Source organism: Rhizobium phaseoli (assembly GCF_001664385.1).
Taxonomy (GTDB): domain Bacteria; phylum Pseudomonadota; class Alphaproteobacteria; order Rhizobiales; family Rhizobiaceae; genus Rhizobium; species Rhizobium phaseoli.
Window position 1 is genome coordinate 525,843 of the sequence record NZ_CP013536.1, and the last position, 15,919, is coordinate 541,761.

Genomic DNA, 15,919 nt, shown 5'->3' on the forward strand with positions numbered 1-15,919 from the left:
AGCGACGTTGAGCGCGGGAATTCAGCTTCGCACGACGGGCGCGAAGCGTGTGCTGCCCCGATCCACGCAAATGAGGGCGACCATATAGGCAAAGATTGGATCCAGCGCCTTTTGGTTGAACATGATGCCGACGCTGCCGGTTATTAGGTAGCTGCTGGTGAGCAGAAGCGCGAGCGCGATAGACAGGTCTCTGCCGGGACCAGGTTCCTTTTTCCACGCGGCTATCAAGGGCGTCAGGAGCAGCAGCGAAAGCGCCGCGATGCCGACGACGCCGGCGTCAATTCCCGCTGTCAGAAAGCCGTTATGAACATGCGAGAAGGTCAAGTATGGCCGCATGCTGTCTGGCAGTTCCGCCAAAACCGAGGCCATCCTGTTCTGCGGGCCATAACCGGTCAACGGGTCCTTGCTGATGGCTGACAGTGCGCCCTTGTATAAAGCGACCCGTGCGCTGAGCGAGGTAACCTCGTCTTCGCTGCGTTCAAGCGAAGCCATATTTTCCTGTAGCGCCTGGATGCGATGGATGATTTGGCCGCTGCCCAGCGCGATAAGTCCCGCAAACAGCAAAGAGCCGGTGATGGCGAGACTGCGCAAACTCAGATGAAAGCTGTGTTTGCGGAAATACCAGAGAAGGATGACGAGATGGACGGGAATGGCGAGCCAAGCCGAACGCGTTCCGGAAAGCAGTACGCAACCGAGGCCCGCGGCATATCCCAAGATCGCAATTCTTTGCTCCACGCTTTTCGGAGACTGAACGTTGAGAAGCGCAACGCCGCCGAAAAGCAGACCTATGATGCCGAGGAGTGCAGCATTCGAAGTCCCAGCCTCTGCTCTTTCCATCAGAAACATGATCTGCAGCAGGCTCATGAGAAAGGTGACGATCATGCCGATCCCGGCGCCGAGGATAAACAGCGGCACGAGGCGGCCCTCGGGAGATTGGCGCATTCGCGGCAATATCAGCCAGATCGAAAAGAAGGGCAGGAGACGGAATATCCAGTCTGGCACTTCGGAGTAAGGCGGATTGATGGCGATGCTCGCGATCATCACCAGCGGGTAGATCGTCATGCAAATGGCAACTGCTCGGTCCGATTTCGACAGATTCAGAGGAAAGCGGGCTGTCGCCAGTAAATAGAAGGCCGACAGCATCGACGCGAGGAGGATGAACCCGTTAAAATTGGGGGAAAGCCCGGGCAGGATTGCAAAGAGAAAAACCGCAATGCCGTTGGTACGATCAAATGCGCTTCCAGACCCGCTCCCGGGATGAAGTACCGCAATCGCGAGTTGCCTGAAGTAATTCACTTTGCTGATCCTGAGGTGTCTGATCCAGCCTCGCTAAGGACCGTTGTCACCGCTGTCAAGCGGTGGGCGCGGGCGCAACCCGCGCTTTTCTGACTGTCGTATTCCGGCAACAGCAGAACGCGGACGCCTTTTGCTCTACCGTCGATGCGCCGCAATGCCCTGCAACGGCAAGGCTGATGCGACGACGAAACACGTTTGAGGTGCGGCGACCTTACCCTAAGGATGTCATTTGCGCGTTTGGTGACGCCGGTCGACCAGACGATCCGGCTTTATCATTCTTCCGCTCGCGCGGCTCACTCGTTAAGGTCCATAGCTAACGCCAATATGAGCGGGCCAGGCTTTCCGCCGATGATCGCCCAAGGAGATAGCCGAACCCGAACGCCACAATACCGATGCCAAGCAACAATGCGCTTGCAGTGTGCGGATGGTCTCTGGCGCCAACGGTGACTGCATGGACCTCGCGTTTCACGCCACTCGCTGCCGTCTGGGCGACCCTGGCCAATCCTTCCGGCTGTTCGACGGGTGTGCCAGTGAAGCCGGCGTTCAAATCCTGTTTGTCAGCCATGTCGGGACCTTTCCTGAATGTGCTCGTGCTAAATTTTGCCGGGCTGTAATTTCAATCCTGCTCGCGAGTGCCGGGTGAGGCTTCGCGTTGATCCGCGTCTTCGAGATCCGTCTTGACGAGAAAGGCGTCGCGATGCTGGCGAGAGGCCTCTCGCAAGGCTGCGAGCCTGGGGGGATTATCAGCCTCGTCCCGCTGCGTATCGAACTCGTGCTCGGCGCGGATCCAGTGATCCCGATGCTTGCCTTCCGGCCGCCCTTCCTTCTCCCACAGCGCGTGTGCCCTCTTGCGGATCTCGTCCTCACGGGCGGCTGACTGAGAACCGATGCTCTGCTCCACGGGTTCCCGAATGGCTTTCCGCGCCGTCTTGCCTTTGCCCGTGCGAGCGGGGGACGAATCCTTGATCTGCGTGTCGTCGGTTGGGATTTCGTTTTTGCGTCGTAACGGATTTTTCATCGGCGCCTCCTTGATGGGGTCTCAACCAATTCCGCTGATCTAAGTTCCACACAGAGTCCCGACCAGCACTGAAAGGCTGTTTCAGAACGCTTGCCATACAACATGCCGGCGGTCCGGTATCTTGGCAGGGCATCAAAACTGATATACTAGTATGCTAAAGACCAAAGCCCGGTAGCGTTTATGAGGCAAGCCCCAGAAACCGACGCGCATGTCGTCCCGATTCCGCACGACGCCCGTCGCAGGCCGCGCCGCGTCACCACGGCCGGCGCCATTTATGAGCGTCTCTATGCCGATATCATCTCGCTGCGGATGCCGCCCGGCCTGTTTCTGCAGGAAAAGCGGATCGCGGACGAATTCGGCGTCAGCCGCACGCCGGTGCGTGAGGCGTTGCTGAGGCTCTCCGAAGGCGGACTGGTCGATATCTTTCCGCAGTCGGGTACCGTCGTATCGCGGGTGCCGGTCTCGGCGATCCCCGAGGCGGTCGTCGTGCGCAAGGCGCTCGAAGGCACCACCGTCGAAATGGCGGCTGAGACTGCCACTCCAGCCGATATCGCCCGTCTTGATGCGATCATTGCCCGGCAACGCTCGCATGCCACGGCCGGCGACACCGCAAGCTTCCACGAGGAGGACGAAGCCTTCCATGAGGCGATCGCGCAGATATCAGGCTATCCCGGGATCTGGGCGATTCTGAAGGCGGTCAAGGTGCAGCTCGACCGGGCCCGGCGGCTGACATTGCCGGCGCTCGGGCGCATGGGCAATGTGGTTTCCGAACATATGATCATCCGCGACGCGCTGGCCGCCCATGACGCGGCGGCTGCGCGTAGCGCCATGATCCACCATTTGAGCGCCGTCATTCCCGATGTCGACGAGCTGTGCTCGCGTTACCCCAATTATTTCTGCTGACAACAGGACCACCACGAAACGAAAAGCTAGGGAAGGAAGAAGGATGCGGCAGGGTTGGAGATGGTTCGGGCCGGAAGCGCCGGTGACGCTGGATGAGGTCCGTCAGACGGGCGCGACCAATATCGTCTCGTCGCTGCATCAGGTGCCGATCGGCAGGGCCTGGACGGAAAAGGAAGTGCGCGAACGCCAATCGCTGATCGAGACCACGCCTGCCGATCGGTCGCCGCTCGTATGGTCCGTCGTCGAAAGCATTCCGATTCCCGACGCCGTCAAGCGCAAGGGCGGGGAAGCAAAGGCCGAAATCGAGGCGTGGATTGCCAGCCTGGAAGCAGTTGCTGCCTGCGGCATTCCGATCGTCTGCTATAATTTCATGCCCGTCGTCGACTGGACCCGCACCGAACTCGATTTCGTGACGCCGACAGGTGCGACAGCCATGCGCTTCGATCACGAGCGCTTCGCAGCCTTCGATCTTTTCGTTCTGAAACGTCCGGATGCGGATCGGCAATATTCCGCGGAAGACCGCGAACGGGCGCGTGTCGTCTTCGAGCAGATGTCGCAGGAGGAAGTTGCCGAGATCACCCGCATCATCACCTCGGCTTTGCCCGGCTCAACCACTGAGCCCCTGACCATTCCAGCCTTCCGGGAAAAGCTGGTCGCCTATAGCGGTATCGACGCCGCACGCCTGCGCCGGCATCTGATCCAGTTCCTGGAGGCAGTGACCCCGGTTGCCGAAGCCCGTGGCGTCAAGCTGACGCTGCATCCCGATGATCCGCCGCGTTCGCTGTTCGGTCTTCCCCGCATCGCTTCGACTGCCGATGACTATGCCGCGCTCTTCGATGCAGTGCCGTCGGCGGCGAACGGGATGTGCTACTGCACCGGCAGCCTCGGCGTGCGCGCCGACAACGACCTGCCGGCAATCGCGCGACGCTTCGCCTCGCGCATCCACTTCGCCCATCTGCGCGCCACGACGCGTGAGGGCGATGGCCGGACCTTCCATGAAAGCGCGCATCTCGAAGGCGACGTCGACATGGTCGCGGTTCTCCGGGAACTGGTTGCCGAAGACCGCCGCCGCAGCGCCGAAGACACGATCGTCTTCCGTTCGGACCATGGTCACCGCATGCTCGACGATCTCGACAAAACAGTCACGCCCGGTTATCCGGCGATTGGCCGCATGCGCGGCCTTGCCGAACTCCGCGGCATCATGCATGCGCTTGGCGCTCCGCCGACCTGAGAATTTTCGGGCAGCAGCGCTTCGGCGAAACTCACCGCGCTCTGGTATTCAAAACGTCAGAGCGCGCACCCCTTCAGAAAAAGATTCGTGCACATTTTCGCCCTCGCGGCGATCTCCTCGACCCCGGGCGGCGGCTGCTGACGCAGCATCGCAGCGCGTTGCGGCTCCATGATCATCATGCCGCGCAACATGCCACAGGCGGCATGCGGATCGTCAAGCGCGATCAGCCCGTGGTCGATCTGCCTGCGCAGCCAGTCCTCCATCAGCGTGTTGGTTCTGACGATGGCTTTCTCATAAAAGCTGGTGGCGATTTCAGGAAAACGGTCTGACTCGCTGATGACGAGCCGGGTCACGGTGATCGTATCCAGCGAAAGCGTCAGCATGCCATAGGCCGTCAGCATGCGCTCCAATCCCTGCCTCAGATCCGCCACGGCGAGCGTTCCGGGATCCAGCGCGATAAGAAAGCGTCCCGTCCGCTCCGTAATCATCTCCGAAAAAAGATCGGCCTTCGTCGGAAACAGCCGGTAAAGCGTCTTGGTCGAAACCCCTGCGGCCTGCGCGATCGCAGCGATGCTTGCCGCGGCATATCCACTCTCGTGAAACTGGCGGTTGGCCGCCTCTATGATCACGCTTCTCGTGTCGTCGTCGCAGCGGATCTGCGGCCGGCCTCGCGGCCTCTTCTCGATTTCGTGATTTTGGACCATCACAATTTTCCAAATTCTCGTTGACATTCATTTTCTAATACATATTTTGGAAAATATCAAGTTTCCTAAAGCGCATTCCACCTGAATTCGAAGGCCGCGGCCGGTAGCGACAGCGACCACTCCAAGGAGAGAGACAATGTCCATCAAAACGCTGCAGGCCCTGAACAACAACGCGCCTGCTCCGGAAACCACGGCCGAAGCCGCACCCGCAACGCTCGATGCCGGCGCCACGCCGCACTTGGTCGAACCTGCCGTGCTCTCGGAGCCTCCCGCCCGTAGGCGCACTGGCCGCCGATTGCTGCTCGGCGCAACGGCCGTCGTCCTGATCGCTGCAACCGCTTATTACGGCCACAACTACTGGACCGTCGGCCGCTTCGAGATTGCGACGGACGATGCCTATGTGAAGGCCGACAACACAACCGTCGCACCGAAGGTTTCGGGCTATATCGCAGAAGTGCTCGTCAGCGATAACGCGGTGGTCAAGGCCGGTCAGCCGCTTGCCCGCATCGATGATCGCGATTTCCGCGCCGCTCTCGATCAGACCAAGGCCGATGTCGCCGCGGCGGAGGCGACGCTCAATGCCAAGCAGGCCTCGCTCGACATTCAGCAGTCGACGATTGCCGCCGCCCGCGCCACGGTGGAGGTCGACAAGGCCAATGAGACCTTTGCCGAACAAAACAACAAGCGCTATGCAAATCTCGCAACCAATGGCTACGCGCCGGTTCAGACCGCGCAGCAGGCGGCTTCCGCCATCGCTGCAGCCCAGGCGACCATCACTCGTGATACGGCAGCCCTAGATGCCGCCGTCAAACAGGTCGAGCTCCTGAATGCCGAGCTTGCTCAGGCAAGAGCGACGCTCGCCCATGACCAGGCCGTCCAGCATCAGGCCGAACTGAACCTCTCCTATGCGACCATTACCGCACCCGTCGACGGCACCATCGGCAACCGCACGCTGCGTATCGGCCAATATGTTCAGGCCGGCACTCAGCTGATGTCGGTCGTGCCGACGAGCGCGCTCTATGTGATCGCCAACTATAAGGAAACGCAACTCACCGATGTCAGGGCCGGCCAGCCGGTGGATATCGAGGTCGATACCTTCCCGGGCCGCACCTATCACGGCCATGTCGACAGCCTTGCGCCGGCAAGCGGCCAGGAATTCGCCCTGCTACCGCCCGACAATGCGACAGGCAACTTCACCAAGGTCGTTCAACGCATTCCCGTCAAGATCGTCCTGGACGCCGAAGCCGCCAATGGCGATCTGCGCCCCGGCATGTCCGTCCAACCGAGCATCGACACCAAGGCCGATGCCGATCGCAAATAAGCGCAGGATCGGGAGATTGTCATGTCAAGCATTGCGGCCACCGCTGGGGCCATTGCGCAACCGCGCGCCAGCACAAGGGATTGGATCGCCGTCCTCGCCGGCATGATCGGCGCCTTCATGGCGATCCTCAACATCCAGATCACCAATGCCTCCCTGCTCGATATCGAGGGCGGCATCGGAACGGGCGTCGACAACGGCGCCTGGATCTCGACCTCCTACCTGATCGGCGAGATCGTCGTCATTCCGCTGACGGCCTATTTCAGCAGCGTCTTCTCGTTTCGCCGTTATATCCTCGTCAACTCCATCCTGTTTCCGTTGTTTTCGATTGCCTGCGCCTTCGCCCATGATCTCGGTACGATGATCGTGCTGCGCGGCCTGCAGGGTTTTGCCGGCGGCGTGCTGATCCCCATGGCCTTCACCATGGTGCTGACCAAGCTGCCGAAGAGCCAGCAGCCCCTGGGCCTGGCGATCTTCGCGCTTTCGGTCACCTTCGCGCCGGCGATCGGCCCGACCATTGGCGGTTATCTCACCGAAAACTACGGCTGGCAGACGATCTTCTTCATCAATGCCATCCCGAGCGCGGTGATGGCTGCGGCTCTTGCCCTGACGCTGGAGAAGCAGCCGATGCAGCTTGGCCTCCTTAAAGAGGGCGATTGGGCCGGTATCGTCACTATGGCGATCGGTCTCTCGGCGCTGCAAACCGTGCTGGAGGAAGGCAACAAGGAAGACTGGTTCGCCTCGCCTTTCATCGTCAAGCTCAGCATCCTCGCCTTCGTCTTCCTTGCCGCCTTCATCTGGATCGAGCTCACCGTCAAGAAGCCGCTGGTCAAGCTCAGCCTGCTGACGCAGCGCAATTTCGGCATCGGCGTTGCCGTCAACGTGCTGGTCGGCGTCGCACTCTTCGGGACCGTCTATATCCTGCCGCAATATCTCGGCCAGGTGCAGCGCTACAATGCCGAGCAGATCGGCAACGTGCTGGCCTGGACCGGCCTGCCGCAACTGCTGCTGATCCCGCTCGTGCCGATGATGATGAAGCGCTTCGACGCGCGTTATATCGGCTTCCTCGGCATCTCGATCTTTGCGATCAGCTGCTTCCTCAACATCACGCTTTCGGCCGACACCGCCGGCGACCAATTCTGGATTCCGAATATCGTGCGCGCCGTCGGTCAGGCTTTGGTGTTGACGCCGATCACCGCCATCACCACCGCCGGCATCGCGCCTGCCGATGCGGCCGCCGCCTCGGGGCTGACCAACATGCTGCGCAATCTTGGCGGCGCCGTCGGCACGGCAACGCTCGGCACCGTGCTGACCAAACGCGAGCAGTTTCATTCCAATATCATCGGCCAGTCCGTAACGCTCGGCCGGGATGAAGTCCGCGATCGTCTTGCACAAACGACCGCCTATTTCATGCAGCACGGGGTTTCCGATCCCGCTGTCGCCGCGCACAAGGCCGTTGCCGCTCTCGGTCAGATCGTCAGGCGCCAGGCCCTCATCCTGGGCTTTGCCGATACTTTCGCCGTGATCGGCGTAGTGCTGGCCATTGCTGCCGTCGCCCTGCTGCTCACCCAGAAGCCGCGGACTGGCGCCGGCGCCGGCGCCCACTGACAATCGGCCGCGGCTAACGCTGCAGAAACAACTGTTCTGGATAAAAACTGCTTCGCGCGCCGACAGGGCGCGCGAAGCCTTTACTGCAAGATCTCGACGGTAAAGGCGAAACGCGCCGTCGCCCCCGGCGCCAGGATGGTGGTGGAGGGGCGTTGCGACAGCTCCGATGAACCTCCGGCTTCCGCGGCTGTTCCGTGCCACGGCTCGACGCAAAGAAAGGGCGCGCCCGGTTTGGTCCACAGGGCGAGATTGGGAAGGTTTTCGAAACGGAACCGCAAAGCCGGTCCGCTTTCGGTGCCGTAACGCAGGCCTTCGCCCGCGCCCCTTGGGAAAATCATCGCATCCTTCTCGAACATGGCGTGATCCAGTACCAGGCGGCCTTTATCGAAGGGGGAGGGCAATGGAACCGGATTGATAAGGCCGCCCTCCAGCCGCAGGAGCTCCGGCTCACCCTCATTGTCGAGCGTGACCGTGTGGGTGCGCCCGGCAGCGCCGGGCAGCGGCCAGAGGAAGGCGGGATGAAAGCCGAGACCGAAGGGAAGCGGTCTTACGTCGCGATTGCTGACCTCCGCCGCCACCGTCAACGCGCGTCCCACCACCGCGTGCTCCACGGCCAGCAGGAAATCGAATGGATAGACCGCCTGCGTGGCTGCCGAGGCTGAAAGTTCGTGCCGGCACATGTTCGGCGTGGACGCGGCGAGGCTAAACTCGCTTCGCCGGGCAAAGCCATGCTGGGCCATCGGGTAGACCGTACCGCCAATCGCCAGCGTGTCATCGGGCGCCTTGCCGACGATCGGAAACAGGATCGGCGACCGTCCGGTCCAATAGGCCGCGTCGCCCGTCCACAGCCAGGAGCGTCCATCGTCGCTGGTGAGCGCCTGCATCTCGGCGCCGAGGGAGGAAACGTCGACGGCAAGATGCTGATTGCCGATCCGTATTGAGCTTGGCATCGCAATTTCCTTTCGCCCTGATGATGGGCACGACCTTTACGTTATTATCGTATGGCGCCCAGTCTGGCGAGCACCTCGTTTGGGATGCCGTAACGTTGGATGGCGTCGCGATTGTTGCGCAACCCGCAGCTCTCGCGCTGAACGAAAAATGCCCAGACGGCATCGGAGGCTTCGTTGAGCAGCCTCTCGCGTTCCTCCGCGCTCTGGCGCTCGACGGCCCAGGCTCTTAACGCGGCGAGCGCCGCCTCCACCTTCAGCCCATGACGGCCGAGCGAATTGGCGCGTTCCGACATCAGCCCATATTCGAGGACGTTGAAGCCATTGGCCTGCTGCGACTGCCTGAAGGACTGCGGTAGGCGAACGCTCATCGGCTGGAAATCCTTTAATCAGCGTAGGCGGCGATCTTATCCAATCGGAAGCCGGAGATCGAGAGGTGGAAACGGGCCTATCCTGCCGTTTCCATGCGTGGCATAAGGGCGCCGAAACTTTCCCCGGACCCCCGCGCACACCATGATTCGTATTGAGAATATCAGCAAGCAGCTCAGCCACCGCATTCTCTTCATCGAGGCTTCGGCTGCCCTCAACAGAGGCGAGAAGATCGGTCTGGTCGGCCCGAACGGCGCCGGCAAGACGACGATCTTCCGGATGATCAACGGCGAAGAGCAGCCCGACGAGGGACAGGTCTCTTGCGAAAAGGGCGTGACGATCGGCTATTTCAACCAGGATGTCGGCGAGATGGCGGGTCACAGCGCCGTCGCCGAGGTGATGAACGGTGCCGGCCCGGTCAGCATTGTTGCCGGGCAATTGCGCGAACTCGAGGCCGCCATGGCCGACCCGGAAAGGGCCGGCGACATGGAAGAGATCATCGAGCGTTACGGCGAGGTGCAGGCGCGCTACGAGGAACTGGACGGCTATGCGCTCGAGGGGCGCGCCCGCGAAGTGCTCGCCGGTTTGAGCTTCAGCCAGGAAATGATGGACGGGGACGTCGGCGCGCTGTCGGGCGGCTGGAAGATGCGTGTGGCGCTGGCCCGCATCCTGCTCATGCGCCCCGACGTCATGCTGCTCGACGAACCGAGCAACCATCTCGATCTCGAAAGCCTGATCTGGCTCGAAGAGTTCCTGAAGGGCTATGAAGGGGCGCTACTGATGACCTCGCACGACCGCGAGTTCATGAACCGCATCGTCAACAAGATCATCGAGATCGACGGCGGCGGATTGACGGCCTATTCCGGCGACTATGAATTCTACGAGCAGCAGCGCGCGCAGAACGAGAAGCAGCAGCAGGCGCAGTTCGAGCGTCAACAAGCGATGCTCGCCAAGGAGATCAAGTTCATCGAGCGATTCAAGGCGCGTGCCTCGCATGCCTCGCAGGTGCAGAGCCGGGTGAAGAAGCTGGAGAAGATCGACCGGGTGGAACCGCCCAAGCGCCGCCAGTCGGTCGCTTTCGAGTTCCAGACCGCGCCGCGCTCCGGCGAGGACGTGGTCAGCCTGAAGAATGTCCATAAGAAATACGGCAGCCGAAGCATCTATGAGGGTCTCGACTTCATGGTGCGGCGGCGGGAGCGCTGGTGCATCATGGGCATCAACGGCGCCGGGAAATCGACCTTATTGAAGCTGGTGACGGGCACCGCCGCGCCTGACCAGGGCAGCGTTGCGCTCGGCGCCAGCGTCAAGATGGGCTATTTCGCTCAGCACGCCATGGATATCCTCGACGGCGAGCGGACGGTATTCCAATCGCTGGAAGACAGGTTTCCTCAGGCAGGGCAGGGACCCTTGCGGGCGCTTGCCGGATGCTTCGGCTTTTCCGGCGACGATGTCGAGAAACGGTGCCGGGTGCTCTCCGGCGGCGAGAAGGCCCGGCTGGTGATGGCGATGATGCTCTTCGATCCGCCGAACCTGCTCGTGCTGGACGAGCCGACCAACCATCTCGACCTCGACACCAAGGAGATGCTGATCAAGGCGCTTTCCCAATATGAGGGCACGATGCTGTTCGTCTCGCACGACAGGCATTTCCTGGCGGCGCTCTCCAACCGCGTGCTCGAATTGACGCCGGACGGCATCCATCAATATGGCGGTGGCTACACAGAATATGTGGCGCGCACCGGTCACGAGGCGCCTGGCTTGCGCAGCTGACGATTTTTCCGGCGACCTGTCGAAGCGGTCCGGGAAGGCCGGTTTCCTGTGAGCGAAGCACAGCTTCGGCTGATATTGCCGGCGCTCTGCCACGATGATGACCTATTTCCGTGGTGTTCGGAGCCCTCTTCATTTTCAATCGGGGACGGGGCGCGTCTGCATGGACTGGATCAATCGCTATATCGATCAGCCGCTACTGCACGGTGCGGCGGGCTTGCTGCGGAGTTGGCATATCCGCACGCGGCAGCCGCCGGAACTGTTGGAGCCGACGTGGAATCTCGTCGTGCTTTCTTTTCTCCTTGTCGCCAGCGGCCAGGTGATGGCCGGAAGGCCTTTCGCGCTCAGCGTCGCCGCGCTGGTCATGCTGGCCCTGCCGTCGGCCAGAAAGCTGTTTTCGGCTATAAAGGTGGGAGGAAGCGCCTATGGCGCCCGGGAGTACAAGTCACTGAGGGCGCGTGCCGTGGCCAAGCGTGAGGCGGAGTGGTCGGTGCGGATCATTGTTCTTTTCTCATCGGCCTGCCTTCCGTTCATCGCTCGCATCGACGATCCCGTGGGCGCCTGTTTCATGTTGGGGGCAAGCGTCTGGTTCGTGCTGACCGGGCCGCTGAAGACCTATCTCGATGCGGCTGAACCTCCCGAGCCGACCGAAGGCGACCGGACCTACAGCGGCGTCTTTCATTTCGGCTGAACGAAAGCTGTCTGCCGAGCATGATAGGCAGGGAACCAAACCGGGCGGTCTCCGTTATCTGAGCAGCAACGTAAAAGGAGATTGCGATGCTTTACTACGCTCTGGTGTTTCTCGTTGTGGCCTTGATTGCCGGCGTCCTCGGATTTGGCGGCATCGCAGGGGCTTCAGCTTCTATTGCCCAGGTTCTGTTCTTCATTTTCCTGGTGTTGTTCGTCGTCTCGCTCGTCATGCGCTTCATGCGCAGAGTATAGCGAGGAGAAATAAAGTATAAAACCCGGTGACATCAATCACCGGGTTTTTCTTTTCTTGGCGGTCGCCCACGCGCCGGTTAGAACTCGCTTTGGGCGAATGTGTTTTTCGTGCAACCATCCCTGACAAGATCGTGAAATGGCGCATGCGGCCCTGGATGGTGCCTTCGAAATGTCCCAATGGGGCTGAACCGTGAGCTTGTCGCTTGCGCTTCCCACGCGCTTTGACATGCGACGCGAAAACGGCACCGTTCTGGGATTGCGTTGCGGTCCTCTCCGATTTCCGGTGCCGGCCAGCCGGGTGTTCCCGTCACGATTTGAGAAGGAGAGACTTATGAATAAAACTCTTGCGACGGCGTTTGCCGCGGTATCGTTGACGTTTATCGGCGCGGGGGCGGTCAGTGCTGCCGATCCCGTCACCAGAACAGAAGAGCCGGATCTGCGCAATGGCGTGAAGATCGGTTATCTCACTTGCGATATCGGCGGCGGCACGGGTTATGTGCTTGGTTCCTCGAAGGAAGCAGACTGCGTCTTCCAGTCGATCGTCGGCAATGAGCTTTTGGATCACTATACCGGCGAAATGCGAAAGCTTGGCATCGATCTCGGCTTCACCACGCGCAGCCGCCTGATCTGGGCCGTCTTCGCGCCGACGGCCGGCTATCACCGCGGATCGCTCGCCGGCCTCTATGTCGGCGCCACTGCCGAAGCGACGGTCGGCGCCGGTGTCGGCGCCAACCTCCTGGTCGGCGGCACCTCCGGTTCAATCCATCTGCAGACGGTCAGCCTGACCGGCCAACTCGGCCTGAATGTTGCGGCCGGCAGCGCATCGATGACACTGACTCCGGCGGATTGATCGGTTTTTGACGCGCCCTGCCGCGACCCGGCGGGGCGTTAACCCCTTGCGCCCGTTTGCGGGCGCTGTAATGGACGATTTCCGAAAATCCGGGACAGCCAGGGTGCCGAGACGTTCAGGCGGATAGGGCGGCGGGTCTTACGCTTTCGCCCTGCCGGGTGCGACAAAGCTGCTGATCGTCTCCTCGTCATGACCGGCTTCGCGCAGGAAGCGGCTGGCAAATTCGATGGCGGGGGTTCGCAGTGCATCGTCCGGCCGAATCAAGTGAAAGGCGACGTGATAATCGAGCGTACGGTCCGACACCGCCACGACGCGTCCGGCGGCGAGCGCCGCATCCGATAGGGGAGGGCGGGCGAGCGCGATGCCGAGTCCTTGCGTACAGGCATCCATCACCAGGTTGTAATCCTCGAAGCGGCGATCCTGGCCGCGCGGCGTATAATCGACACCTTCGCGAGAAAGCCAGCGGCGCCAGCCTTCGATATTGGAGTCGTGAAGAATCGGCAGCTCGAGCAGGGAAAGCGCATCGGAGCGATGTTTAAGCCGGTTTGCCAGTGCCGGGGCGGCGATCGGGAAGGATTTCTCCCGCCAGAGCGGCAGAGCCCGCACGCCGGCCCAGGGACCCTTGCCGCAACGGATGGCGAGGTCCGTGCCTTCGCCGAAATCCGCCAGCCGATGTTCGAGCGTCAGTTCGACATGCAGCTCGTTTCCTTCGAGCTTCGCCATACGCGGAAACAGCCACAGTGACGCCACCGAAGGCGTCACCGAAAGGCGCACCACAGCCTTGTTCGGCCGGGGTAGCCAGCGCTCGCCGGTGTTACCGAGTAGGAAAAGCGCTTCCTCGGCGCGGGCGAAAAAACGCATGCCCTCCGGCGTCAGCCGCACGCCGCGCGCTTCGCGCGCAAACAGCCGCACGCCCATCCAGCGCTCGAGCCGCGAGACCTGCCGCGACACTGCACCATGCGTGAGACCGCTTTCCTCGGCCGCGGCCGAAAAGGATCCGAGCCGGGCGGCGCGGGCAAAGGTCTCGAGCGTATCGAGAGGCGGAAGGACCGGTGAGCTGTGAACCATGCGCACATTTGATCATCGATTGCGGTGCTTTTCAAGCATGCATCGAAAGACTAATTCATTCTCACACGCACAGATGGAGGCAACAATGAGCATGGCGGCAAGCGCACCGGTTTCGGCGAAGGACCAGGGCAGGTTTGATCTGGTGGCCTTTGCAGCGATCGTCGTCACTATTCTCTTCTGGGCCTCCTCCTTCGTGGTCATCCGCATCTGCCTCGGACCGCTGACGCCGATCGAACTAGCGACGGCGCGCTATGTGGCCGCCGGTGCTCTCGCCCTCATCTACCTCGCCATCTATCTGCCGATGCCCGAAAAACGCGACGTCTTGCGCCTCTCCGTTGCCGCGGTGCTCTTCATCGCCGCCTATGCGGTTCTGTTGAACACCGGCGAGCAGACGGTTGCGGCGGGGCCGGCCAGCTTCATCATCAATACCATGCCGGTCTTTACCGCTCTCATCGCCACCTTCGCGCTCGGCGAACGCTTCGGCCGCTGGGGCTGGGCGGGCACCGCGGTTTCCTTCGGCGGCGTGGCACTGATCGCAGTCGCCTCCGACGACGGTTTCAAGCTCGATCCGAATGCAGTCCTCATCCTCGGCGCGGCGCTCTGCTCGGCGATCGCCAGCGTGCTGCAGAAGCCGCTGCTCGGCCGGCTGCCGGCGCTTGCCGTCACGGCCTGGATCCTGCTGATCGGCTCCGTGCCGCTCTTTCCAGCCGTACCGGCGACCGTCCGCGCGCTGGCGGCAGCTCCCGCCGAAGTCAATTGGGGCGTTGCCTATCTGGTCATCTTCCCGACCGCGATCGGCTATCTCACCTGGGCGATCGCGTTGAAGCGGCTGACGGCAGGTCGCGCCTCGAATTTCCTTTACGGCGTGCCGCCGGTCGCAACGCTGATCGGTCTCGTCTGGCTCGGCGAGACGCCGACGGCACTCGGCGCGATCGGCGGCGTCATGGCGATCCTCGGCGTCCTCGTGGTCAACCTCATGCGGAAACGCTGATTGCACGGCGCGGCGACCATCATTCGGGGCGCGAAACCTGGCCGCCGGCAATTAGGCATTGCGCCGCCCTTCGCTTTCTTTAAAAACGAAAGCAGATCGAAAGGGGCGCGCCGATGTTCTTGACCGACCGACAGACTGAAATCGTGGCGATCGCGAAATCGAGTGGCAGGGTTCTGGTCGAGGAGCTCGCCTCCCGCTTCTCGGTAACGCCGCAAACCATCCGCAAGGACCTCAACGACCTCTGCGATGCGCAAGTGCTGACGCGCATCCATGGCGGCGCCACATTCCCGAGCGGCACCGAGAACGTCAAATACGAGGCGCGCCGCCAGATCGCCGCTTCGGAGAAACAGGCGATCGGCATGGCGGCCGTCGAACTGATCCCGAGCGGGGCCTCGCTCTTCATCAATATCGGCACGACGACCGAGGCGGTGGGCGAGGCGCTCGCCAATCATCACGAGCTGATGGTGATCACCAATAATATCAACGTCGCCAACCGGTTGCGTCTATTTCCGGCAATCGAGGTGGTGATCGCCGGCGGAGTCGTGCGCGGCTCGGACGGCGGTATCGTCGGCGAAGCGGCGGTCGATTTCATCCGCCAGTTCAAGGTCGACTATGCCGTTATCGGCGCTTCGGCGATCGATATCGACGGCGCGCTTCTCGACTATGACTTTCGCGAGGTGAAGGTCGCACAGGCGATCATCGCCAATGCCCGCCACGTTATTCTTGTTGCCGATTCCACGAAGTTCGAACGCACCGCGCCGGTCCGGATCGGTCAGCTCTCCCAGGTTCACACCTTCATCACCGACCACTGTCCGGTGCCGTCGATCCGCAATCTCTGCTTGGAAAACAATGTGAAGCTGATCGAAACAAACAGCAGATCGCGATAACGCGACAACATTCGTTTGACATT

Annotated in this window: 17 protein-coding genes; 10 read left to right on the forward strand and 7 right to left on the reverse strand. The window is 61.6% G+C overall.

Annotated features, from left to right (window positions below):
* Positions 1-21 precede the first annotated feature (21 nt).
* From AMC88_RS29625 to AMC88_RS29635, 3 genes are all read right to left on the reverse strand, one after another.
* A complete protein-coding gene (locus AMC88_RS29625) occupies positions 22-1,296 on the reverse strand; it encodes an O-antigen ligase family protein (protein ID WP_064830214.1) in 1,275 nt (424 codons plus the stop codon).
* 313 nt (positions 1,297-1,609) lie between these two features.
* Entirely contained in the window at positions 1,610-1,861 is a 252-nt protein-coding gene (locus AMC88_RS29630; RefSeq protein ID WP_010005462.1) for a hypothetical protein, read from the reverse strand.
* A 51-nt stretch (positions 1,862-1,912) separates the two neighbouring features.
* Complete coding sequence (locus tag AMC88_RS29635; RefSeq protein ID WP_064830215.1) at positions 1,913-2,314, reverse strand: DUF2934 domain-containing protein; 402 nt, start codon at positions 2,312-2,314, stop codon at positions 1,913-1,915.
* A 180-nt stretch (positions 2,315-2,494) separates the two neighbouring features.
* Between AMC88_RS29635 and AMC88_RS29640 the strand changes: the two genes are divergently transcribed.
* Both AMC88_RS29640 and uxuA read left to right on the forward strand, forming a co-directional pair.
* Positions 2,495-3,217, forward strand: coding sequence for a GntR family transcriptional regulator (locus AMC88_RS29640; protein ID WP_064830216.1), 723 nt, complete (start codon positions 2,495-2,497; stop codon positions 3,215-3,217).
* Positions 3,218-3,260: 43 nt separating this feature from the next.
* On the forward strand, positions 3,261-4,448 hold the full coding sequence (gene uxuA, locus AMC88_RS29645; RefSeq protein WP_016735702.1) for a mannonate dehydratase: 1,188 nt from the start codon (positions 3,261-3,263) through the stop codon (positions 4,446-4,448).
* A 56-nt stretch (positions 4,449-4,504) separates the two neighbouring features.
* On the opposite strand, the gene AMC88_RS29650 is transcribed toward uxuA, so the two are convergent.
* On the reverse strand, positions 4,505-5,152 hold the full coding sequence (locus AMC88_RS29650; protein WP_010025051.1) for a TetR/AcrR family transcriptional regulator: 648 nt from the start codon (positions 5,150-5,152) through the stop codon (positions 4,505-4,507).
* 136 nt (positions 5,153-5,288) lie between these two features.
* Between AMC88_RS29650 and AMC88_RS29655 the strand changes: the two genes are divergently transcribed.
* Together AMC88_RS29655 and AMC88_RS29660 are read left to right on the forward strand one after the other, a co-directional pair.
* A complete protein-coding gene (locus AMC88_RS29655) occupies positions 5,289-6,473 on the forward strand; it encodes an HlyD family secretion protein (protein ID WP_064830217.1) in 1,185 nt (394 codons plus the stop codon).
* A gap of 21 nt (positions 6,474-6,494) precedes the next feature.
* Positions 6,495-8,078: a DHA2 family efflux MFS transporter permease subunit gene (locus tag AMC88_RS29660; RefSeq protein WP_064830218.1), complete on the forward strand. Its 1,584-nt coding sequence runs from the start codon at positions 6,495-6,497 to the stop codon at positions 8,076-8,078.
* An 80-nt stretch (positions 8,079-8,158) separates the two neighbouring features.
* On the opposite strand, the gene AMC88_RS29665 is transcribed toward AMC88_RS29660, so the two are convergent.
* Positions 8,159-9,028 (reverse strand): aldose 1-epimerase family protein, encoded by an 870-nt coding sequence (locus tag AMC88_RS29665; protein ID WP_064830219.1) that lies wholly within the window; start codon positions 9,026-9,028, stop codon positions 8,159-8,161.
* Positions 9,029-9,072: 44 nt separating this feature from the next.
* Positions 9,073-9,396: a DUF6665 family protein gene (locus tag AMC88_RS29670; protein ID WP_064830220.1), complete on the reverse strand. Its 324-nt coding sequence runs from the start codon at positions 9,394-9,396 to the stop codon at positions 9,073-9,075.
* Positions 9,397-9,538: 142 nt separating this feature from the next.
* Between AMC88_RS29670 and AMC88_RS29675 the strand changes: the two genes are divergently transcribed.
* The 4 genes from AMC88_RS29675 (at position 9,539) to AMC88_RS29690 (ending at position 12,950) form a co-directional block, all read left to right on the forward strand.
* Positions 9,539-11,161 (forward strand): ABC-F family ATP-binding cassette domain-containing protein, encoded by a 1,623-nt coding sequence (locus AMC88_RS29675; protein ID WP_064830221.1) that lies wholly within the window; start codon positions 9,539-9,541, stop codon positions 11,159-11,161.
* A gap of 94 nt (positions 11,162-11,255) precedes the next feature.
* On the forward strand, positions 11,256-11,849 hold the full coding sequence (locus tag AMC88_RS29680; protein WP_004673617.1) for a hypothetical protein: 594 nt from the start codon (positions 11,256-11,258) through the stop codon (positions 11,847-11,849).
* Positions 11,850-11,935: 86 nt separating this feature from the next.
* On the forward strand, positions 11,936-12,100 hold the full coding sequence (locus tag AMC88_RS29685) for a DUF1328 domain-containing protein (RefSeq protein ID WP_003571841.1): 165 nt from the start codon (positions 11,936-11,938) through the stop codon (positions 12,098-12,100).
* 331 nt (positions 12,101-12,431) lie between these two features.
* Complete coding sequence (locus AMC88_RS29690; RefSeq protein ID WP_010024224.1) at positions 12,432-12,950, forward strand: DUF992 domain-containing protein; 519 nt, start codon at positions 12,432-12,434, stop codon at positions 12,948-12,950.
* A gap of 138 nt (positions 12,951-13,088) precedes the next feature.
* Here the strand turns inward: AMC88_RS29690 and AMC88_RS29695 are convergent, their stop codons facing one another.
* Entirely contained in the window at positions 13,089-14,018 is a 930-nt protein-coding gene (locus AMC88_RS29695; protein WP_064830222.1) for a LysR family transcriptional regulator, read from the reverse strand.
* Between the two features lie 73 nt (positions 14,019-14,091).
* On the opposite strand from AMC88_RS29695, the gene AMC88_RS29700 reads away from it, so the two are divergent.
* Entirely contained in the window at positions 14,092-15,009 is a 918-nt protein-coding gene (locus tag AMC88_RS29700) for a DMT family transporter (RefSeq protein ID WP_170960023.1), read from the forward strand.
* A gap of 113 nt (positions 15,010-15,122) precedes the next feature.
* Complete coding sequence (locus tag AMC88_RS29705) at positions 15,123-15,896, forward strand: DeoR/GlpR family DNA-binding transcription regulator (RefSeq protein ID WP_004673604.1); 774 nt, start codon at positions 15,123-15,125, stop codon at positions 15,894-15,896.
* The last annotated feature ends 23 nt before the right edge of the window (positions 15,897-15,919 follow it).